We start from the raw sequence: 20,298 nt of genomic DNA on the forward strand, positions 1-20,298 counted from the left end.
AAAGCCATGAACGCCATGCGCATAATTGTCGCAATTGTCTGGCTTGCCGGTCTGCTGCCAGGGATGGCGCAGGCGACGGATGCGGACAGCTTTGTCGCCGCCAGTCGCAGTCAGCAAACCGAATTGCTGGAACAGTGGGCCGTTGCGCCCGATCCTGTACGTCTGCCGCTGCTACAGGCGCTGCAAAAGGAGAATCTGTTTGCCGATGCGCAAAAACACGCGTTTACCCGCGTGAAGGGGGAAATGGTGAGCCTGGGGGACAGCCCCCGGCTCAACGGTGAAGCGAAGGCGGTACGTCTGACCAACCGCCTGCGCAATCTGGCTTCAACCGCACTGGCGACCCATCAGCTAATAAGTGACAACGTCACAATAAGAGGCGATGCCGCGCGGAAATTACAGCGCGATGCCACGCCTGCGATGCTCACTATGCTGCAGCAACGGCTGGCGGAAGAAAAAGAGGAGCAGGTGCGCGAGCCGCTGCAAGTGGCGCTGGCAAATCTGCAGCTGGTCAGCCCTCAGGCCGGGGTCCGTTTGCAGGCCGTTGAGTTGTTGGGCGACTCTTCCGATCCCGAAACGCAGGCTCGCCTGATGCCTTATACCCAAACGCAGACGGAACCGGATGCGCAGGTGCGACAGGCCGCAGAAAACAGCCTGCGTAAAATCCAGCATCGCCTGCTGATAAGCGATCTGTTGGGGCAGGCATTTATGGGGCTGTCGCTCGGTTCGGTCCTGCTGCTGGCGGCGCTCGGTCTGGCGATCACCTACGGCCTGCTGGGGGTGATCAACATGGCCCACGGCGAGATGCTGATGCTCGGGGCGTACTGCACCTGGATAGTCCAGCAGGCGATGGCCCAGTTCATGCCGCAGTGGCTGGCGTTTTATCCGGTTGTGGCGCTGCCGGTGGCGTTTCTGCTGACCGCCGCCACCGGTATGGTGCTGGAACGCACGGTGATCCGTCATCTGTATGGCCGTCCGCTGGAGACCCTGCTGGCTACCTGGGGCATCAGTCTGATGATCATCCAGCTGGTGCGCATGATGTTTGGCGCGCAAAACCTGGAGGTGGCTAACCCGGCGTGGCTGTCGGGCGGGGTACAGGTTTATGCCAACCTGATCCTGCCGTGGAACCGCATTGTGGTGCTGGGATTTGTGCTGCTGGTACTGTTCTTTACCTGGCTTATCCTCAACAAAACCCGACTGGGCCTGAACGTGCGCGCGGTGACGCAAAACCGCAGCATGGCCGCCTGCTGCGGTGTGCCGACCGGGCGCGTCGACATGTTGGCTTTTGGGCTGGGCTCGGGAATTGCGGGGTTGGGCGGCGTGGCGCTGTCGCAGCTCGGTAACGTCGGGCCGGAACTGGGACAGGGCTACATCATTGACTCTTTCCTGGTGGTGGTGCTGGGCGGAGTCGGTCAGCTGGCAGGCAGCGTCGCCGCCGCCTTTGGACTGGGCATTTTCAACAAAATTCTTGAACCACAGATGGGCGCGGTGCTGGGCAAAATACTGATTCTGATAGCGATAATTCTGTTTATTCAGAAACGTCCTCAGGGGCTGTTCGCGTTGAAAGGGAGGGTAACAGACTGATGAGCCAGCCATTGACCTTAACGCTGGCGCGTAAAGCGCCGCGCACGACGCAGCTGTTCATCAGCCTGATCCTCACGATCCTGCTGGTGCTGCCGTTCCTGGCGCTGCTGCCCGCCAGCCATCCGCTGGCGCTCTCCACCTGGATGCTGACGCTGATCGGCAAAATTCTCTGCTATGCGATTGTCGCTGTCGCACTCGATCTGGTGTGGGGCTATGCGGGGATGCTGTCGCTGGGTCACGGGATTTTCTTTGCGCTGGGGGGCTACGCAATGGGGATGTACCTGATGCGTCAGGCCTCGGGTGAAGGGCTACCGGCGTTTATGTCGTTTCTCTCGTGGAGCGAGCTGCCGTGGTTCTGGTGGGGCACGCAGCACTTCGCCTGGGCGCTGGTGTTGATTGTGATGATCCCCGGCCTGCTGGCGCTGGTCTTCGGCTGGTTCGCGTTCCGCTCGAAAATCAAAGGAGTCTATTTTTCTATTATGACCCAGGCCTTGACCTATGCGGGAATGCTGCTGTTCTTTCGCAATGAAACCGGCTTCGGCGGCAATAACGGATTTACCGGCTTTACCACGCTGCTGGGTTTTTCGGTCACGGCGACCTCAACGCGCATCGGGCTGTTTCTGGCAACGGTGGCGGTGCTGGCGGCATCGCTTGCCGTCGGATTTGCGCTGGCAAAGAGCAAATTTGGCCGCATTCTGACGGCTGTACGCGACGCCGAAAACCGGCTGACGTTTTGTGGCTACGATCCGCGCGGCTTCAAACTGCTGGTCTGGACGCTTTCCGCGGTGATGTGCGGGCTGGCGGGCGCACTGTATGTCCCGCAGGTGGGGATTATCAACCCCGGCGAAATGTCGCCCACCAACTCCATCGAAGCGGCGATCTGGGTGGCATTAGGCGGACGCGGAACGCTCGTCGGGCCGGTGATAGGCGCGGCGCTGGTCAACGGCGCGAAAAGCTATTTCACCGTCGCCATGCCGGAATACTGGCAGCTGTTTTTAGGGGCGATGTTTATCGCCGTTACGCTGTTTTTACCGCGCGGCGTGTACGGGCTTTTTCGTAAGGGAGAGAAATAATGCAGCCAGCAGAAGGCCTTTTTACCCGCCAGCTACCCGGAGACCGCTTTCGGGAACAGACCGATCCCGTTCTTCAGCTTGAGGCGATCAACGTCAATTTTGACGGTTTTCAGGCGCTCACCGATCTGTCGCTGAATATCGGCGTCGGAGAGTTACGCTGTGTGATTGGTCCAAACGGGGCCGGAAAAACCACGCTGATGGACGTGATCACCGGTAAAACGCGGCCGCAAAGTGGCCGGGCGATTTACGATCAGTCCATTGATTTGACCGGTCTGGATCCGGCCGCGATTGCGCGTCAGGGGATCGGTCGCAAGTTCCAGAAACCCACGGTGTTTGAAGCGCTGACGGTATGGGAAAACCTGGAGCTGGCGATGAAAGGCGATAAATCAGTGTGGGCGAGTTTGCGCGCCCGGCTGACCTCTGAGCAGGGGGATCGCATCAACGAGATGTTATCGCTGCTGCGCCTGAGCGCCGAGCGTGATCGGCGCGCCGGCATGCTTTCTCACGGGCAGAAACAGTTTCTGGAAATCGGCATGCTGTTGGTGCAGGAGCCACATTTACTGTTGCTCGATGAGCCTGCCGCCGGGATGACGGACGCCGAGACCGAGTATTCCGCAGAGCTTTTTCGCACTCTGGCGGGAAAACACTCTCTGATGGTGGTCGAGCACGATATGGGGTTTGTCGAAACCATTGCCGATCACGTCACGGTTCTGCACCAGGGGCGCGTGCTGGCAGAGGGATCGCTGCGGGAAGTGCAGGCGAATGAGCAGGTTATCGACGTTTATCTGGGACGCTAAGGAGCCTTGATGCTACAGGTTAACGAACTGAATCAGTATTACGGCGGCAGCCATATTTTGCGCGGCGTGAGCTTTGATGCGCCAGGCGGTGAGGTCACCTGTTTACTGGGGCGTAACGGCGTGGGTAAAACGACGTTACTGAAATGCCTGATGGGGCTGATCCCGGCGCGCAGCGGCGAGATAGTCTGGCAGGGAAAAAAGATCACCCACGCAAAGCCGCATCACCGCGTGCAGTCCGGCGTGGCTTATGTGCCGCAGGGGCGCGAGATTTTTCCGCGTTTAACGGTTGAAGAAAATCTGCTGCTCGGCCTGTCGCGCTTTCCGGCCCGGGAGGCGAAAAGCGTGCCGGACGATATCTGGCAACTGTTCCCGGTACTGAAAGAGATGAAGCACCGGCGCGGAGGCGATCTCTCCGGGGGGCAACAGCAGCAGCTGGCAATAGGCCGCGCGCTGGCGAGTCGCCCGCAGCTGTTGATCCTCGATGAACCGACGGAAGGGATTCAGCCTTCGGTGATTAAAGAGATCGGAGTGGTCATCCGTCAGCTTGCCAGTCGCGGAGATATGGCGATTTTACTGGTGGAGCAATTCTACGATTTTGCCGCCGAACTGGCGGATAACTATCTGCTGATGTCGCGTGGCAGCATTATTCAGCGCGGGCGCGGAGAGCATATGGAGCAAGAGGGGGTTCGCGCGCTGGTGGCCATTTAATGGCGATCGAAGCGGTTGTTTTCCGATATGTTATATTATAACATCCTCACTTTCTTAAACGGAGTGAGGATTTTATTTTGGCTGCACATAGTGGAAAATTTGCAATGACTCTGGGAATGCTGCTGATTAGCGGTCAACTGTTCGCCCACTCGCACGGCCATCAGATGACCGAGGCTGAAGAGAAAGCGGCGAACGGGGTTTTTGCAGATAAAGATGTGAAAGATCGTCAACTTTCCGACTGGGATGGCATCTGGCAGTCTGTTTATCCTTTCCTGGTGGATGGCTCGCTGGACCCGGTATTTAAACAGAAAGCGCAAAAGGATCCCGCCAAATCGTTCGATGAGGTCAAGGCGTACTACCGCAAAGGGTACGAGACCACTGTCGATACCATCGCCATTGAAAATAACGTGATGGAATTCCGCTCCGGTAAAACGGTGGCGAGCTGCCGCTATGATTACAGCGGCTATCAGATCCTGACCTATGCTTCCGGTAAAAAAGGCGTGCGTTATCTGTTTGAGTGTAAAGATACCGGCTCTAAAGCCCCGAAATTTGTCCAGTTCAGCGATCACACCATCGCCCCGCGCCAGTCAGCGCATTTCCACATTTTTATGGGCAATACGTCGCATGAAGCCTTGCTGAAAGAGATGGATAACTGGCCGACCTATTATCCTAATGAGATGTATAAAGCGCAGGTCGTGGACGAGATGCTTCACCACTAAAAGCAAAAAGGCGAGAATCTCTCGCCTTTTCTTTTATGCGGTTTTCGCAGCCTGTGGCCACGATTTTACGCTCATTCCGCGCAAGATCATGAGCCAGGCAATCACAATCGCCGCCATCATAATGGCAAACAGCGACCAGTGCGGCAGATGGGTCAGAATGATGCCGGTGATCATCGGGTTAGCGGCCGCGCCCAGCCATCCCAGCGCCTGCGCGGAGAAATAGCTCGCTTTCATCCCCGGCGGGGCGATGTTATCAATCAACATATATTCGCCTGGCGCATATATTATCTCTCCGATGGTGAACACCGCCGACGCGATTCCCCAGTAAACCAGGTTGCTGCCCGAGAACATAAACCCACCCAGACCCAGCAGGAAGAAGAGCGTTCCCAGCGCCATGAGCGGGCGAATATTGCTGGCGGAGATTTTACGGCCAATGAAATACTGCAGCGACACCACCACGGCGGCGTTGACCGGGAGCACGACCGCCACCACTTTTTGCGCAAAGTCGCTGTCGTAATCCGCAGCCAACACATACTGAGAAATACAGCTGGCGAACGAACCGCCCACGTAGGAGGCCAGTAATCCGGAAAGCGTGTACCAGAACAGCGCCCGGTCGCGCAGCAGCACCGAGGGCTGCCACGGAACAGTGACGTTGTCACTGTCTGCCGCAATACTCTTTTGCACGTACACCTGGATAAAAACCAGCGGCAGCGCGGCGCAGAAGGCTGCCAGCCAGAACGGCAGTTGCAGGCTGTACATCACCAGCAGCGTGCCAATGGGCGGGCCCACCGTCCAGCCGATATTCAGAAAACTGTAGTTGAGTGAGAAGACCCGCGCTTTTTCTCCCGGCGTCAGCACATCGGCGAACCAGGCCTTCAGCACGGTGGAGAACACGGAGTACGCGCAGTTGATCAGGGCAAAAAACAGTACCACCAGGGTGACATTATCCACCAGCGGGATGGCCACAAAACCGGCGATAAAGGCCAAAATCGAAATCAGCATATAGCGTTTTTTGTCGAATTTATCCGCGAGAATGCCAAATCCCATGCTGAAAACCACGCCAATGGTTAGCGCCACCGTCAGGGCGTAGCCGATATTCTCGACGCTCATGTTATAAACACGGGTGAGATAAATGGTCATAAACGGTAATGTTGCGCCACGACCGATGGTTAATAACAATGACGACGCCAGCAGCGCTGCGGTGGAGCGCCTGAGAGATGATTTCATGTTCCTGCCCGACAAATGCTTATGCTTTTTTTGTTGTGTCTTATCAGGAGTATCACGACATAAGTGGCTTGTATAGCACCTAATTTATCCGTAAGTGCTTCGCCTGACTGCCATTATTAATGATCTTTTCCTCCGCTGTTTTTTTCGTTACCTTGAATTGGTTTACATAAATTTAATAATCGGGGCTGAGTATGACGCGTAAAGACGGGCTACTGGCGTTGCTGGTGGTCGTGGTATGGGGACTCAATTTTGTGGTCATCAAGGTGGGTTTGCATAACATGCCGCCGCTGATGCTGGCCGGTTTACGTTTTTTACTGGTGGCTTTCCCGGCGCTGTTTTTTGTTGCCCGTCCCAAAATCCCGTTCCGTCTGCTGCTCGGCTACGGTCTGACGATTAGCTTCGGTCAGTTCGCCTTTCTGTTTTGCGCCATTAAGTTCGGGATGCCGGCCGGTCTGGCGTCGCTGGTGTTACAGGCGCAGGCCTTCTTCACCATCATTCTTGGCGCGTTTGTCTTTGGCGAACGCCTGCAGGGCAAGCAGCTGGCGGGAATGACGCTGGCGGTATTTGGCGTGCTGGTGCTCGCCGAAGCCAGTCTGAACGGACAACATGTGGCCTTGCTGGGCTTTATGCTGACCCTGGCGGCAGGCCTGAGCTGGGCGTGTGGCAATATTTTCAATAAGTTGATCATGCAGCATGAGACCCGTCCGCCGGTGATGTCGCTGGTGGTCTGGAGTGCGTTGATCCCGGTCATCCCGTTTATGGTGGCGTCTCTGCTGTTCGACGGTCCGGCGCTGATGCTCAAAAGCCTGGTGGAGATCGATCTGACCACCATTCTGTCGCTGGTGTATCTGGCGTTTGTTGCCACCATCGTGGGTTATGGCATCTGGGGCACGCTGCTTGGGCGCTACGAGACGTGGCGGGTGGCGCCATTATCCCTGCTGGTTCCGGTGGTAGGCCTGGCCAGTGCGGCAATATTGCTGGATGAAAAACTGACGGTATTACAGCTGCTGGGCGCCGTGCTGATTATGGCGGGGCTGTACATTAATGTGTTTGGCTTGCGTTTGCGCCGGGCGGCGCGAGTCAGGGGATGAAAAAAGCCCCGCCAACGCGGGGCAAAAACGAATCAGAGGTCGTGCTGATTGTAATAGGGCACGCCTAATTCGTCGGATTTATCGCTACCCGCACCCATATGATTGAAATCAAAAGGCGACTGTTCGTGTGCGGTAGACACAACTATCGCGTTGCGACCGTTTTGCTGCGTAGCGTGGGTGGTTTGCTCCGCAAAAGTCTGGCCGGAGACCAGCACCAGCAAGGTGAGGGCGGCGGAGGCGGTAAATTTCATGATTTCCTCGGTTACGTCTTATTACAGGCGATTAGCAGTTACAGTGTGTGAGTGGATGCAGATATCGGGATTCGCCGGGCATACTGGTGATCCGGTATTTATGCGGCGGCACGTCGAAATAGTTCTTAAACGTGCGGGTCAGGGTCTGTTGCGATTCAAACCCATAACGCTCTGCCAGATACAGGATCGGCTCGTTACTCTCTTTCAGCTTCTGCGCAATTTCCGTCAGCTTGCGGCTGCGAATGTATTGCCCTAATGAATGACCGGTCTCTTTTTTAAACATCCGTTGCAGGTGCCATTTTGAGTAACCTGAACGCTCAGACACTTTCTCAAGTGAGAGCGGCGATTCCAGGTTATCTTCGATCCAGTCCAAAATGCTATGAATAGTGATGGCGTCATTATTGCGTCTGGACATCGTCAATACCTCTTTCTGTTTACGGCAGGATTTTCTTAAGCAAATGCTCAAGAGTGACCACTTCATCCGCCGATAAGTTTTTTGTTAATTCCTGATGCAGGGTTTGTCCTACTAACTCATGACATTGTTCGCACATCGCCGCGCCTTCGCTGGTGAGCTGCACCAGAACGCCGCGTTTGTCATTGGGGTTAGGTCGTCTTTCAATCCATCCTTTGCAGACAAGACGATCGAGCATGCGCGTGAGCGCGCCAAGATCGACAGAGAGCACCTTTTTTAACTCAACCGGTGTGATACACACCTGGCAGCGAATGGAACACAGCACTTTGAACTGGGTCGCAGTGATGTCCATCGGGGACAGATAGTCGTTGAGCAGGCGATCTTTTTTCTGGTTCACCATATGAATAAGACGGCCCAGTGGAATAATTTCGTTAAAGAGATCACTGGTGCTTTTCACAATGGTTGCCCTGGCAAGTAGTTTAATCACGGCAGATATTATTGCTCAGGCAAGTATAAGTCAATCGAATGTAAGCACCGATGCCACGATTTGCTAAAACGTTTCATGCACTTTTTTTGAGGTCTTTTAAATCATAAACATAACGCCTGGTTATCGTCCGCCAGCTGAAAATCCTGCTTACGTTGTCAGCGTGGCTCACCCTGGCCATTTCACCGTATACTAGGAGGGTTAATTATGGATAAGGACGACAACTGGCTATGATGGAATTATTTCAGGCAATTGGTCTTGGTTTGGTGGTGTTACTGCCGCTGGCAAACCCGTTAACCACCGTGGCGTTGTTTTTAGGCCTCGCGGGTAACATGAACAGCGCCGAACGTAATCGCCAGTCGCTGATGGCCTCGGTGTACGTTTTTGTCATCATGATGGTGGCGTATTACGCCGGTCAGGTGGTGATGAATACGTTCGGGATTTCGATTCCAGGGTTGCGTATTGCAGGGGGATTGATCGTCGCCTTTATCGGTTTCCGTATGCTTTTCCCGGCGCAAAAAGCGCATGAGTCTCCGGAAGCCCGGAGTAAATCAGAAGAGATGGAGTCTGAGCCTTCCGCCAATATCGCGTTTGTCCCTCTCGCGATGCCGAGCACGGCGGGGCCGGGGACGATAGCGATGATCATCAGCTCCGCTTCAACGGTGCGCGATGGTTCGACGTTCTCGGCCTGGGTGGTGATGGTCGCGCCGCCGCTCATCTTTGCGCTGATTGGCCTCATTTTGTGGGCCAGTTTGCGCAGCTCCGGCGCCATTATGCGTTGGGTGGGCAAAGGCGGTATTGAAGCCATCTCCCGTCTGATGGGTTTTTTACTGGTCTGTATGGGTGTGCAGTTTATTATCAACGGCGTGCTGGAAATTATTAAGACCTACCATTAACAGAGAGGGTGGCCTGAGCCACCCTTTTTTCTCTCTGCGATCTATCCGCGATGCGGTTGTTCTTCCAGTGCGACAGGCCATTTGCGGAAGATCAGAATCGACCAGACAAAAGCCGCCAGCGCCGGAATGGCCCCGAGATAGCCAATCGACGACATCGAAATATGCAGGCTGATCTGATTTCCCAGCAGCGCCCCTGCGCCAATCCCCATATTGAAAATTCCGGAAAAGAGCGACATCGCCACGTCGGTGGCATCCGGTGCCAGCGCCAGCACTTTGACCTGCATACCGAGGCCAATAATCATCATCGCGATACCCCAGAAAATACTCAGCACCGCCAGACCCGATTCACTGTCTGCCGCAGGCATAAGCAATAGCAGGCACAGCAGCAGTACGCCAATTGCACCGCTGACCAACAGAGAGGCATGTTGATTGCCCAGTTTGCCGAACAGCACGCTGCCAATAATGCCCGCGCCCCCCAGCAGCAACAGCAATACCGTCGCGAAGTTGGCGCTAAACCCGGCCACCACCTGCACAAACGGTTCAATGTAGCTGTACGCCGTGTAATGGGCGGTTACGACGACTACCGTCAGCAGATAGATGCTCATCAGTGCCGGACGGCGGAACAGCAGCGGCAGGCTTTTGAGTGATCCGGAGTGTTCACTCGGTAATTTAGGCAAGAGCTTCACCAGACACAGCAGGGTGATTAATGCCCCCATGCCGATGGCGAAGAAGGTGGTCCGCCAGCCAAAATATTGCCCCACGATGCGGCCAATCGGCAGGCCCAGTACCATCGCCAGCGCTGTACCGGTCGCCAACAGGCTTAACGCCTGAGCGCGTTTTCCCGGCGGAGCCAGACGAATGGCCAGCGAAGCGGTGATCGACCAGAAAATAGCATGCGCAAACGCAATACCAATGCGGCTTATCACCAGCACGGTAAAATTCCACGCCAGGAACGAGAGCACATGGCTGGCGATGAACAACACAAACAGCCCGATCAGCAGCTTGCGCCGCTCCATCTGGCTGGTGAGCAGCATAAAGGGCAGGGACATTAATGCCACTACCCAGGCGTAGATAGTCAGCATGATGCCGACCTGCGCAGTCTCCATCTGGAAACTTTGCGCGATATCGGACAGCAGGCCGACGGGAACAAATTCGGTGGTATTGAAAATAAACGCAGCAATGGCAAGCGTGACCACACGTAGCCACGCGACCTTGCGGGAAACTGTGTTCGAAGGCATAGAGTTAACTGGGGTTCGTTGCTTAAAAGATGAGACAGCGATCTTAAAGCTTTAACTGTCTAAAATACAATCATTATGTGATATGGATCGCAAAAAATACCTGACGCCAGTGGTAGCGAAAGGCGCTGTTTTCCTCGACTATATGGAACAGATCAATAAAAACAGGCGGCAGGACAATGCAGGAAAATGATTTTTATCTGGTGGATGCGTTTAGCGATAAAGCTTTTGGCGGCAATGCGGCGGCGGTTTGCCCGCTGGACGCGTGGCTCCCGGACGAAACATTGCTCAGTATGGCGAAACAGCACAATCAATCAGAAACGGCGTTTTTTGTCCGCCGCGATAACGAGATAGCGTTGCGGTGGTTCACCACCCAAAAGGAAGTCAATCTTTGCGGCCACGCGACCCTTGCCGCCGCGTATGTACTGTTCAACGAGCTGGATTATCCTGACACACGTTTGCATTTTGAAACCGCCTCGGGCCGCCTCATCGTGACTCGTCAGGGCGAGTGGCTGACGCTGGATTTCCCGGCGTGCCTCACTGAGCAACAGATACCTCCCGCCCGGATGATGTCGGCGCTCGGGATCGACCGCTATGTCGAAGCCCGCAAAGGCCGCGCCTGGGTCCTGGTGCTGGAGAACCGTCAGCAGGTTGAAGCGGTGACACCCGCTATCTCTGCCATGATCCCCGGCGAGCATAAAGTCTGTGTTACCGCGCGCGGGGAAGGCGAATACGATTTTGTCAGCCGGTTCTTTTCGCCTGGCGAGGCCGTCTGGGAGGATCCTGTGACGGGATCGGCGCATACCATGCTCATCCCATACTGGAGCGATAAGTTGGGTAAAACGACGATGTTAGCCCGCCAGGTTTCCGCCAGAGGGGGCGATATTCGCTGCGAGCTGAAAGGGGATCGCGTACTGATGAGCGGACAAGCAACGCTCTATCTGAAAGGCACGCTCTTTTTGCGCTAATGTCGAATCCGCATAAACAGGCGGCGGTAAGATGCAGGGATGGATTTTATCGGCTGAAGTAACGCTGTTTTCTTGCTGCGCGTGTCGTTATTTGCTCGTGTTTAAACATGCCCGCAGTGCGGGCATTTGCATTTCAGGGCTATCGCTGGCAGCGATAAGATAAAAGTATGAGTATCTGAACGGCAGGCGCAGCTATGTTGATAACAAACAACAAAAGGAGCCTGCCATGTATTCCATTACCTCTGAATCCGCTTCTCACCCCGACATCCTGGCGCTGATTGCCGCGCTGGATCGTTATCAATCGGAGCTTTATCCGGCCGAAAGCAACCATCTGCTCGACCTGACCCAGCTTAGTGCGGGCTCGCTGCTTATGATGGTCATTCGTGACAATCAGCTCAATGCGGTGGGTTGCGGTGCGATTGTGTTGAACGGTGACGGCAGCGGCGAGATGAAACGGGTTTACATCGACCCGACACATCGCGGGCAGCGGCTGGGTGAAAAGCTGCTGGCTGCGCTGGAAGATGAAGCTCAGAATCGTCACTGCCACACGCTGCGTCTGGAAACGGGAATTAAGCAGCATGCGGCGATCCAGCTTTACGAGCGTTGCGGCTACCAGACCCGCGCGGCCTTTGCCCCCTATAGCGACGATCCGCTGAGCCTGTTTATGGAGAAGGTGCTGGTGGCTGATGTTCGTTTAGCAGTGCTATAAACGCCTCCAGCTGGCGGGTCATTGCCCCGCGCCGCCACACCAGGAAAGTGGTCAGCCAACGCCAGTTTTCCGCCAGCGGCCAGGCCTCAACCTGATGATGCCCGGGCATGCTTTCGAGCATAGAGCGGGGCATCAGCGCAATGCCCGCACCGGCGATCACGCAGGCGAGCATTCCGTGATACGACTCCATTTCATGAATACGGCCCGGGGTCGAGCGATTGGCGTGGAACCAGCTTTCGAGGTGTCGCCGGTAGGAGCAGTTTGCCCTGAAGGCATACACATCGCGCCCGCTTACCTGCGTAGCGCAGGTGACTTTCTCGTGTCCGGCGGCGGTCACCAGCATCATCTCTTCCTGATAGACCGGCATACCTTCAAGCTCCGGGTGCGAGAGCGGCCCATCGACAAACGCAGCGCTAAGCGTTCCCTCCAGCACGCCGTCGATCATCGTCCCGGAAGGGCCAGTCGAAAGGGCAAACTGAATACGCGGATAGCGCTGATTATACTCCGCCAGCGATTCCGGAATGCGCACGGCCGCTGTACTCTCCAGCGCGCCGAGCGCGAACAGTCCCTGCGGTTCATCGCCGGCCACCACCCTGCGAGCCTCTTCCACCAGCGAGAGGATCTGTTTGCTGTAGCGCAAGAAGTTATGCCCGGCAGGTGAGAGACGCAGGCGCTGATTTTCACGGATGAACAGCTCGACGCCCAGATCGGCCTCCAGCTGACGAATACGGGTGGTCAGATTCGACGGCACGCGGTGCACTTTCTGCGCCGCCTGGGTAATGCTTCCCGTCATGGCAACGGCGTTAAACATCTCAAGCTGAGTTAAATCCATAGCATTCTCGATTCGTGAATAAGTTGGTTAATATTATTCATTTTTAAGAAATAGCAGAGTTCGCCACAATGAATCAACTTTTATCATGTGGAGAACGCCATGACTTATTCACCTGCTACTCATGCCATGTCGGTTAATCCGGCGAACGGCGAAACCCTTTCGGCCTGGCCGTGGGCAACATCAAACGACGTGGAACAGGCGCTGGCGTTAGCCGACGCTGGTTTTCGTCAGTGGCGCAATGAAACGGTCGCTGACCGGGCGCAGAAACTCCGCGCACTGGGTGTCGCCCTGCGTGCTCGCGCTGAAGAGATGGCGCAAATGATCTCCCGCGAGATGGGCAAACCGATTTTGCAGGCCCGGGCGGAAGTCACCAAATCCGCGGCGCTGTGCGACTGGTACGCCGAACAGGGGCCCGCGATGCTTAACGCCGAGCCGACGCTGGTTGAAAACCAAAAAGCGGTCATTGAATATCGTCCGCTGGGGGCCATTCTGGCGGTGATGCCGTGGAATTTCCCGCTGTGGCAAGTGCTGCGCGGTGCAGTGCCCATCCTGCTGGCCGGGAATAGCTATCTGCTAAAACATGCGCCAAACGTGCTCGGCTCTACGGCGCTCATCGGGGAGATCTTCGATGACGCCGGTTTCCCGCCGGGGGTCTTTGGCTGGGTAAATGCCACCAATGAGGGGGTAAGCCAGGCGATTAATGACCGTCGTATTGCCGCCATTACCGTGACGGGCAGCGTGCGCGCCGGGGCGGCAATTGGCGCTCAGGCCGCCGCCGCGCTGAAAAAATGCGTACTGGAGCTGGGCGGTTCCGATCCGTTTATCGTCCTGAACGATGCGGATCTGGATCTGGCAGTGAAGGCCGCCGTCAGCGGACGCTACCAGAATACCGGACAAGTCTGTGCCGCCGCCAAACGTTTTATCGTGGAAGAGGGCATTGCGGCACGGTTTACCGAGCGCTTTGTGGCGGCAGCGGCGGCTCTGAAAATGGGCGCGCCCGGCGAGGAAGCGCATTATCTCGGGCCGATGGCGCGGTTTGATTTACGCGATGAACTGCATCAGCAGGTTCAGGATACGCTGGCAGAAGGCGCAACCTTGCTGCTGGGCGGAGAGAAGCTGGCGGGTGAGGGCAATTACTACCCGGCAACCGTGCTCGGCAATGTGACGCCGGAGATGACGGCGTTTCGTCAGGAGCTGTTTGGCCCGGTGGCGACTCTCACCATTGCGCAGGATGCGGATCACGCGCTGGCGCTGGCTAACGACAGCGATTTTGGCTTATCGGCAACCGTCTTTACGGCTGATCAACAGCGGGCGGATGCGTTTGCGCGTCAGCTGGAGTGCGGTGGGGTGTTTATCAATGGCTTCAGCGCCAGCGATGCCCGCGTGGCCTTTGGCGGCGTGAAAAAAAGCGGCTTTGGTCGTGAACTGTCCCACTTTGGTTTGCATGAGTTCTGCAATATTCAGACGGTATGGAAAGACCGCGTATAGCGTCAGTCTGCCGCCACAACAGAGGCCTTCGCACTGAAGGCCTCTGTCATTTTTCCGTCATGGTTCTGTCATTTACGTTTCGTAGACTCGCACGCGTCTAACGTATTGTTACAGAAGAATATTATGAACCTAACGCAAATTTTCCGCCGCATTGGTCAGCGCCAGTTTGGTCTGCTGGCCGGCATTTTTTGTATTATTGCGCTCTTTTCCGCCCTGCAACTCACCTCGTCGATTTTGCTCTCCTCATCGCTACGCGATGCGCAACGTAATGAACAACATAATCAGCTGGCGCAACAGCAGCAGAGCAAGCTGGATCTGGCGCGCGTCTCCCTGCTGGCGGCGAGCGATTTGCTTAATCGTTCGGGCGTCTATTTTATGCAGGATAAAGAGACCGGCTCAGAAGGGAGCTGGCACAGTCTGATGGATGAAGCGCAAAAGGCGCTCAGTGCCTCGCGGCAGGCGTGGAAGGGCTGGCTGGCGCTTAAACCACCGAAAGACGAAGCGCTGGTCAATAGCTATCAGCTGTTCTTTGGCGCGATCAGCGAACAGGCGGAAGGGCTGGTCAAAACGAATTCTATTGACGCCTTTTTTGCTGTGCCCGCCCAGGCGTTTCAAACGGACTTTAACGATAATTATGCCCGCTGGCAGCAGATCAGCGAACAGCAGGCTAACGAAGGGCGACAGTCGCTGATGGCGCGCTTGTCCGGACTCCAGTCGCTGTTTCTGCTCGCGCCCGTGGTGTTGCTGCTGATTGCCGTGGCGGTGTGGTTTGGCATGTCGCGCTGGGTGATCACCCCGCTGCGTCGGCTGATTGCTCATATCGATCGGCTCGCGGCAGGCGATCTCTCCGCAATGCCGCCCGGGGTCACCTGCTTTAACCGTGAAATCGGGCAGCTGAGCGTCAGTATTAGCACAATGCAACGTGGACTGCAGAAGCTGGTGACTCAGGTCAGCGAGGCCACAAGCTCGATGGTAGAGAACATCGGTTCGCTGGCGGAGGGGAATCAGAAGCTCTATCAGCAGTCAGCGCGACAGACTCAGGAGCTGAGTGACGTGACCGCGCATATCGCCACGCTGGAAACGCATGTCGAAGGCAACACCGGTTATGCAAAGCTTGCCAGCTCGCGTGCCGACGAAGCGCGTCAGACGGCAGCGGGGGGCGATATGATGATGTCCACCGTCAATGCTTCGATGCAGGCGATAGTGGAGCGCGCCTCGGAGATGCGCGGCATTGTCGCGATGATCGATAGCGTGGCATTTCAGACCAATATTCTGGCGCTCAACGCCGCCATCGAGGCCGCGCATGCCGGTAACCAGGGGCGCGGTTTTGCGGTGGTGGCCCGTGAGGTGGGCCTGCTGGCAAGAAAGAGTAGCCATTCGACGCAGACCATCCAGCAGTTGATCAATCACTCTTTACAGGGGATCGAGGACGGCTCAAAAGCGGTAAACCGGCTGGAGCATAATTTGCAGCAGGTCACCGGGCTGGTGGCCAATCTGAGCGGCCTGCTGGATGACATTTCTGCCGCCACCCTGAACCAGGGAGAGAGCATCAGCCAGATGACCCGCCAGCTTCAGGCGCTGAATCAGGTGGCCAGACAGACTGACGAACTGGTGACAACGGCCTCGGAAGCGTCCAGCCGCTTGCATGATAAGTCCTGTCTGCTGATGCATGCGGTCTCGCGTTTTCGTCTTCCTGCCTGACGTGACACATCAGCCTCTGTTATACTCGCAGGCCATTTTTGGCCTGTGGGCAAGGAGCAACGTGTGGCTGCGGTCATTGATAATAAGATGCTGGACGATATTCTGGCGCAGGTTCGCCCGTTACTGGGGCAGGGAAAGGTTGCTGATTATATTCCGGCGCTGGCATCCGTCAGCGGCAACAAGCTGGGTATCGCCATTTGTACCGTTGATGGTCAGCTATGGCAGGCCGGAGATGCCACCGAGCGCTTTTCTATTCAGTCGATCTCTAAAGTATTAAGCCTGATCGTGGCGATGCGTCATTATGAGGAAGAGGAGATCTGGCAGCGAGTGGGTAAGGATCCGTCCGGCCAGCCGTTTAACTCTTTGCTTCAGCTTGAAATCGAACAGGGCAAACCGCGTAATCCGTTTATCAATGCCGGCGCGCTGGTGGTGTGCGATATGCTGCAAAGCCGACTTAGCGCACCGCGTCAGCGAATGCTGGAAATTGTTCGCCACCTCAGCGGAGTTTCGGATCTGAGTTACGACGCGAACGTGGCCCGTTCCGAATTTGAGCACTCTGCCCGTAATGCCGCCATCGCCTGGCTGATGAAATCCTTCGGCAATTTCCATAATGACGTGGCCACCGTGCTGCAAAATTATTTCCACTACTGCGCGCTGAAAATGAGCTGCGTCGAACTGGCCCGCACGTTTCTGTTTCTCGCCGATAAAGGGTTCGCTTCGCACCATTCGCAGGTGGTGGTGACGCCAATGCAGGCCCGACAGGTGAATGCCCTGATGGCGACCAGCGGAATGTATCAGAACGCCGGTGAGTTTGCCTGGCGCGTGGGATTGCCCGCCAAATCCGGGGTCGGCGGCGGTGTGGTGGCGATCGTTCCGCACGAGATGGCGATTGCGGTCTGGAGTCCTGAGCTGGATGAGGCCGGAAACTCGCTGGCGGGTGTGGCTGTGCTTGAACAACTTACGCAGCGTTTAGGACGCTCAGTCTACTGATGAATCAGCTCGATCCCCTGTTTGCGCGCCTGTCGCGTTCGACCTTTCGCTCCCGGTTTCGTCTGGGAGCTAAAGAGCAGCAATATTGCCGGGATAAAGGGGCGGACACCATCGACCAGCACGCCGCCGATTTTATCGCCCGACGACTCGCGCCCGCTTTTCCGGTTAACGACGGAAAGCAGACGCCCATGCGCGGGCATCCGGTGTTTATCGCCCAACATGCCACGGCAACCTGTTGTCGGGGATGCCTGGCGAAGTGGCATCATATCCCCCAGGGCGAGGCGTTAACCGCAGAGCAACAGCACTACATTGTGGCGGTCATTCACCACTGGCTGGTTCTGCAAATGAACCCCAAAGCTTGATGGGTTATATCTGGCGCACGGGTATGTCAGAGATCCGTGCTACTCTTTTATTATTCCGGCTGATGACCGCGAAATAATTGCGTTAAGCGATTATATGGATTGAGATTTAATGCGATCTGCTTTGACCACTTTCAAACCTTTTCTACCCGTCGCCCCTCTGCGAAATGCAGTCGGTATTTTTGTCCTCACCACTCTGTTTTATTTTATTGGTGCGGAAATGCGGCTGGTGGAAGCGTTATCCCTTTTTTGGCCGCTGAACGGGGTGATGGCGGGGGTATTTGCCCGTTACGCCCATCTTAACCGTCTGCGCTATTATGCGGTGTCGTATGTCGCCATGCTGATGTATGACGCGGTGACCACCACCTGGGGCATCGCCTCGCTGGTGATCAATTTCTCGAATATGGTCTTTATTGTCACGGTGGCCTTACTGGTGACACGGGACCGACGTAAGGGCCGCTTAATTCCGGATCCGATTAACGCGTTACGCCTGTTTAATTATTGTCTGGTGGCGGCGCTGCTTTGTGCGCTGGTAGGGGCGATGGGGTCGGTCGGAATCGACAGTCAAACCTTTTGGCCGCTCTATGCCGACTGGTTTAGTGAGCAGTTTTCTACCGGTGTGCTGATTTTACCGTGTCTGTTGACGATAAAAATGCCGCAGCTAAAAAGCCCGTTGCGCGCGAAACACTTTTTGCCCGTCGTCGCGCTTATCGTGTCCGTTGCCGCCTCGGTGGTGATTGGCGGCGCGGGTAGCCTGGCGTTTCCGCTTCCGGCGCTTATCTGGTGCGCGGTGCGCTATTCACTCCCGGCGACGTGCCTGCTGACCTTTGTCACCGGCGGTGTCGAAATCATGCTGGTCGCCAGCTCCATTATTGATATTGCCGTGGCTACGCCGCTCGAAACGCCGATGATGTTCTCGGCGCGTCTGGGGATTGCCACGATGGCGATTTGTCCGGTGATGGTCTCGGTGAGCGTGGCGGCCATTAATTCGCTGATTCACCAGGTGTCGTTGCGGGCTGATTACGACTTTCTGACCCGCGTCTATTCTCGCTCAGGTCTGTATGAAGCACTTAAACACGAGGAGTCTCATCGACATCCTCGTTTCCTGACGGTGATGCTGCTGGATATTGATTATTTCAAAAGCATCAATGACAACTACGGTCATGAATGTGGCGATAAGGTGCTGGCGACCTTTGCCGAAAAAGTGCAGCAGGTGGTCGGTGAAGAGGGAATGGTTGCACGTATGGGCGGCGAAGAGTTTGCGGTGGTGGTGAACTCCGGCGATGCGCGCCAGGGATTCTTACTTGCTGAAAGAATTAGAGAATCTATTGCATCGCATCCGTTTACCTGGCGCCAGCAAACTCTGTTTTTGACGGTGAGTATTGGTCTGGGGAGCGCTAAGTCTGAGTCATGGCAGCTGACCGAGGTCTTCAATAAACTCATGGCTGAAGCCGATGAGTATCTTTATCGTTCGAAAAAAGCAGGGCGAAACCGGACCAGCGCGCGCCAGGATGATGCGCATCTCGTCATGGAACCTCAAAAAAGTACCGGGCAAGTGTAACCGTCACCATCCCAGGCAGAATGCGGGATAGATGTTATCAAAATGCTGACAAATTGCTTGCTACGTATTTTTAAGGCCAATAAGATACCGGGGATGACACATCGGAAAAATCGCGTGATGAACGGAATTGATAAACTGAGTAAAAACCATCGCTTACCAGGGTATCGGTTCGTCAAACGAATGTATCTGATGCGAATCCTTGGCACATTTCTTTGCTTCATTCCCGTTCTCTCCGTTCTTATTGAACATCAACGTTCAGAATGGCTAATGCTTTTGCTGGCGCTGAATGCCTTTGTCTGGCCAACCTTTGCGTGGCGGCGGGCGAGCCTTTCTGCCACGCCGCTGGCGACAGAACATCAAAATCTGGTGCTGGATGCAGGCGCGGGCGGCTTCTGGATCGCGATGATGGCGGTTAATCCGCTGCCTTCGGTAGTGATTGCGACAATCCTGCTGGCGGATCGTCTGGCCGCTGGTGGTTTTCAGCTGATGAAGAAAGCGGCGATTGCCATGCTGGTGGCGTTTCTTGCCGCCTGGCTTATGCAGGGAATGGCGGTGAATGCCTTTGTTTCGCAGCAGACTCTCTTTGCCACGTTACCGTTGATTGCTATCTATGTTATTGCGCTCAGCGTGCTGACGAACAATATCGCGACCCGCTTACGCATTAAATCCCGGGAACTTGAGCGGATTGCGATGATGGATCCGCTGCTGGATATTGCCAATCGACGACTGCTGGAAAAGCGGATCGATCATGAACTGAGTCAATTACAGCAAGCCTGCCGTGAATCGGCGCTGATGTTTATTGATATTGATAATTTTAAAGAGGTGAACGATCGCTTTGGGCATAAAGTCGGGGATGCGATGCTCGCCACGGTTTCGCAAATTCTGCATCTCGCCACTCGCCCGACCGATACACCCGCGCGTCTCGGTGGCGATGAGTTTGTGATCCTGCTGCCGAATACCACTATCGAAGAGGCTCACGTCGTGGCGGGGCGGATCATGGATGCGGCCGCCGTGATGGACGACGTGGCGGAAGAATCGGTCAAATGCACGCTGAGTATCGGTATTGCCGGGGCTACGCGCGAGATGGGAAATGTCACCGACTGGCTACAGGCCGCGGATAATGCACTTTATCAGGCCAAGCGCGGCGGCAAAAATCGAATTTTCGCCCACTGACAAGCGCTCTGTTTAGGCTAAGCTATTAAAAAGCCGCGAGTCA

Annotated in this window: 21 protein-coding genes; 15 read left to right on the forward strand and 6 right to left on the reverse strand. The window is 55.8% G+C overall.

The window, feature by feature from the left end:
* Positions 1-6 precede the first annotated feature (6 nt).
* The 5 genes from urtB to zinT all read left to right on the forward strand — a co-directional run bounded on the left by urtB (position 7) and on the right by zinT (position 4,878).
* Positions 7-1,581 carry an urea ABC transporter permease subunit UrtB gene (urtB, locus tag SOM82_RS09945; RefSeq protein ID WP_320459453.1) on the forward strand — a complete coding sequence of 525 codons (1,575 nt, stop codon included), beginning with the start codon at positions 7-9 and terminating at the stop codon, positions 1,579-1,581.
* Entirely contained in the window at positions 1,581-2,654 is a 1,074-nt protein-coding gene (gene urtC, locus SOM82_RS09950) for an urea ABC transporter permease subunit UrtC (RefSeq protein ID WP_320459454.1), read from the forward strand. Before urtB ends, urtC begins: the two co-directional genes overlap by 1 nt.
* A complete protein-coding gene (urtD, locus tag SOM82_RS09955) occupies positions 2,654-3,451 on the forward strand; it encodes an urea ABC transporter ATP-binding protein UrtD (RefSeq protein WP_154125406.1) in 798 nt (265 codons plus the stop codon). Before urtC ends, urtD begins: the two co-directional genes overlap by 1 nt.
* 9 nt (positions 3,452-3,460) lie before the next feature.
* Positions 3,461-4,159 (forward strand): urea ABC transporter ATP-binding subunit UrtE, encoded by a 699-nt coding sequence (urtE, locus tag SOM82_RS09960; protein ID WP_154125407.1) that lies wholly within the window; start codon positions 3,461-3,463, stop codon positions 4,157-4,159.
* Between the two features lie 77 nt (positions 4,160-4,236).
* The gene (zinT, locus tag SOM82_RS09965; RefSeq protein WP_320459455.1) at positions 4,237-4,878 is read left to right on the forward strand and encodes a metal-binding protein ZinT; all 642 of its coding nucleotides are present in this window, start codon (positions 4,237-4,239) and stop codon (positions 4,876-4,878) included.
* Between the two features lie 33 nt (positions 4,879-4,911).
* On the opposite strand, the gene ydeE is transcribed toward zinT, so the two are convergent.
* Positions 4,912-6,105, reverse strand: coding sequence for an efflux MFS transporter YdeE (ydeE, locus tag SOM82_RS09970; RefSeq protein WP_320459456.1), 1,194 nt, complete (start codon positions 6,103-6,105; stop codon positions 4,912-4,914).
* Positions 6,106-6,296: 191 nt separating this feature from the next.
* Here ydeE and eamA point away from each other — a divergent pair, with 191 nt between their 5' ends.
* The gene (gene eamA, locus SOM82_RS09975; protein WP_320459457.1) at positions 6,297-7,196 is read left to right on the forward strand and encodes an O-acetylserine/cysteine exporter; all 900 of its coding nucleotides are present in this window, start codon (positions 6,297-6,299) and stop codon (positions 7,194-7,196) included.
* Positions 7,197-7,228: 32 nt separating this feature from the next.
* On the opposite strand, the gene marB is transcribed toward eamA, so the two are convergent.
* The 3 genes from marB to marR are packed head-to-tail and all read right to left on the reverse strand — an operon-like array spanning position 7,229 to position 8,316.
* Positions 7,229-7,447 (reverse strand): multiple antibiotic resistance protein MarB, encoded by a 219-nt coding sequence (gene marB, locus SOM82_RS09980; RefSeq protein ID WP_154125411.1) that lies wholly within the window; start codon positions 7,445-7,447, stop codon positions 7,229-7,231.
* A 31-nt stretch (positions 7,448-7,478) separates the two neighbouring features.
* On the reverse strand, positions 7,479-7,862 hold the full coding sequence (marA, locus tag SOM82_RS09985; RefSeq protein ID WP_142503360.1) for an MDR efflux pump AcrAB transcriptional activator MarA: 384 nt from the start codon (positions 7,860-7,862) through the stop codon (positions 7,479-7,481).
* A 19-nt stretch (positions 7,863-7,881) separates the two neighbouring features.
* Positions 7,882-8,316 carry a multiple antibiotic resistance transcriptional regulator MarR gene (gene marR / locus SOM82_RS09990; RefSeq protein ID WP_320459458.1) on the reverse strand — a complete coding sequence of 145 codons (435 nt, stop codon included), beginning with the start codon at positions 8,314-8,316 and terminating at the stop codon, positions 7,882-7,884.
* A 257-nt stretch (positions 8,317-8,573) separates the two neighbouring features.
* On the opposite strand from marR, the gene SOM82_RS09995 reads away from it, so the two are divergent.
* Positions 8,574-9,239 (forward strand): MarC family NAAT transporter, encoded by a 666-nt coding sequence (locus SOM82_RS09995; protein ID WP_154125412.1) that lies wholly within the window; start codon positions 8,574-8,576, stop codon positions 9,237-9,239.
* Positions 9,240-9,280: 41 nt separating this feature from the next.
* Here SOM82_RS09995 and SOM82_RS10000 read toward each other — a convergent pair whose 3' ends face one another.
* Positions 9,281-10,477 carry a sugar transporter gene (locus SOM82_RS10000; RefSeq protein WP_154125413.1) on the reverse strand — a complete coding sequence of 399 codons (1,197 nt, stop codon included), beginning with the start codon at positions 10,475-10,477 and terminating at the stop codon, positions 9,281-9,283.
* Positions 10,478-10,653: 176 nt separating this feature from the next.
* Between SOM82_RS10000 and SOM82_RS10005 the strand changes: the two genes are divergently transcribed.
* The gene (locus SOM82_RS10005; RefSeq protein ID WP_320459459.1) at positions 10,654-11,442 is read left to right on the forward strand and encodes a PhzF family phenazine biosynthesis protein; all 789 of its coding nucleotides are present in this window, start codon (positions 10,654-10,656) and stop codon (positions 11,440-11,442) included.
* Positions 11,443-11,668: 226 nt separating this feature from the next.
* Positions 11,669-12,151, forward strand: a complete 483-nt coding sequence (locus SOM82_RS10010; RefSeq protein ID WP_154125415.1) for a GNAT family N-acetyltransferase — start codon at positions 11,669-11,671, stop codon at positions 12,149-12,151.
* On the opposite strand, the gene ptrR is transcribed toward SOM82_RS10010, so the two are convergent.
* Positions 12,105-12,983 (reverse strand): putrescine utilization regulator PtrR, encoded by an 879-nt coding sequence (gene ptrR, locus SOM82_RS10015; RefSeq protein ID WP_320459460.1) that lies wholly within the window; start codon positions 12,981-12,983, stop codon positions 12,105-12,107. The genes SOM82_RS10010 and ptrR overlap by 47 nt on opposite strands.
* 99 nt (positions 12,984-13,082) lie before the next feature.
* Between ptrR and sad the strand changes: the two genes are divergently transcribed.
* The 6 genes from sad to SOM82_RS10045 all read left to right on the forward strand — a co-directional run bounded on the left by sad (position 13,083) and on the right by SOM82_RS10045 (position 20,255).
* On the forward strand, positions 13,083-14,471 hold the full coding sequence (gene sad, locus SOM82_RS10020; RefSeq protein ID WP_320459461.1) for a succinate-semialdehyde dehydrogenase: 1,389 nt from the start codon (positions 13,083-13,085) through the stop codon (positions 14,469-14,471).
* 123 nt (positions 14,472-14,594) lie between these two features.
* Positions 14,595-16,172 carry a methyl-accepting chemotaxis protein gene (locus SOM82_RS10025; RefSeq protein ID WP_320459462.1) on the forward strand — a complete coding sequence of 526 codons (1,578 nt, stop codon included), beginning with the start codon at positions 14,595-14,597 and terminating at the stop codon, positions 16,170-16,172.
* An 87-nt stretch (positions 16,173-16,259) separates the two neighbouring features.
* A complete protein-coding gene (gene glsB / locus SOM82_RS10030; protein WP_154125908.1) occupies positions 16,260-17,162 on the forward strand; it encodes a glutaminase B in 903 nt (300 codons plus the stop codon).
* Entirely contained in the window at positions 17,162-17,524 is a 363-nt protein-coding gene (locus tag SOM82_RS10035; protein ID WP_320459464.1) for a DUF4186 domain-containing protein, read from the forward strand. The genes glsB and SOM82_RS10035 overlap by 1 nt, the downstream gene beginning before the upstream one ends.
* A 109-nt stretch (positions 17,525-17,633) precedes the next feature.
* On the forward strand, positions 17,634-19,082 hold the full coding sequence (locus SOM82_RS10040) for a GGDEF domain-containing protein (protein ID WP_320459465.1): 1,449 nt from the start codon (positions 17,634-17,636) through the stop codon (positions 19,080-19,082).
* A gap of 180 nt (positions 19,083-19,262) precedes the next feature.
* Positions 19,263-20,255, forward strand: a complete 993-nt coding sequence (locus SOM82_RS10045; RefSeq protein WP_320459617.1) for a diguanylate cyclase — start codon at positions 19,263-19,265, stop codon at positions 20,253-20,255.
* The last annotated feature ends 43 nt before the right edge of the window (positions 20,256-20,298 follow it).

The sequence above is a fragment of the Lelliottia sp. CFBP8978 genome, from assembly GCF_034046055.2.
In the GTDB taxonomy this organism is placed as follows: domain Bacteria; phylum Pseudomonadota; class Gammaproteobacteria; order Enterobacterales; family Enterobacteriaceae; genus Enterobacter.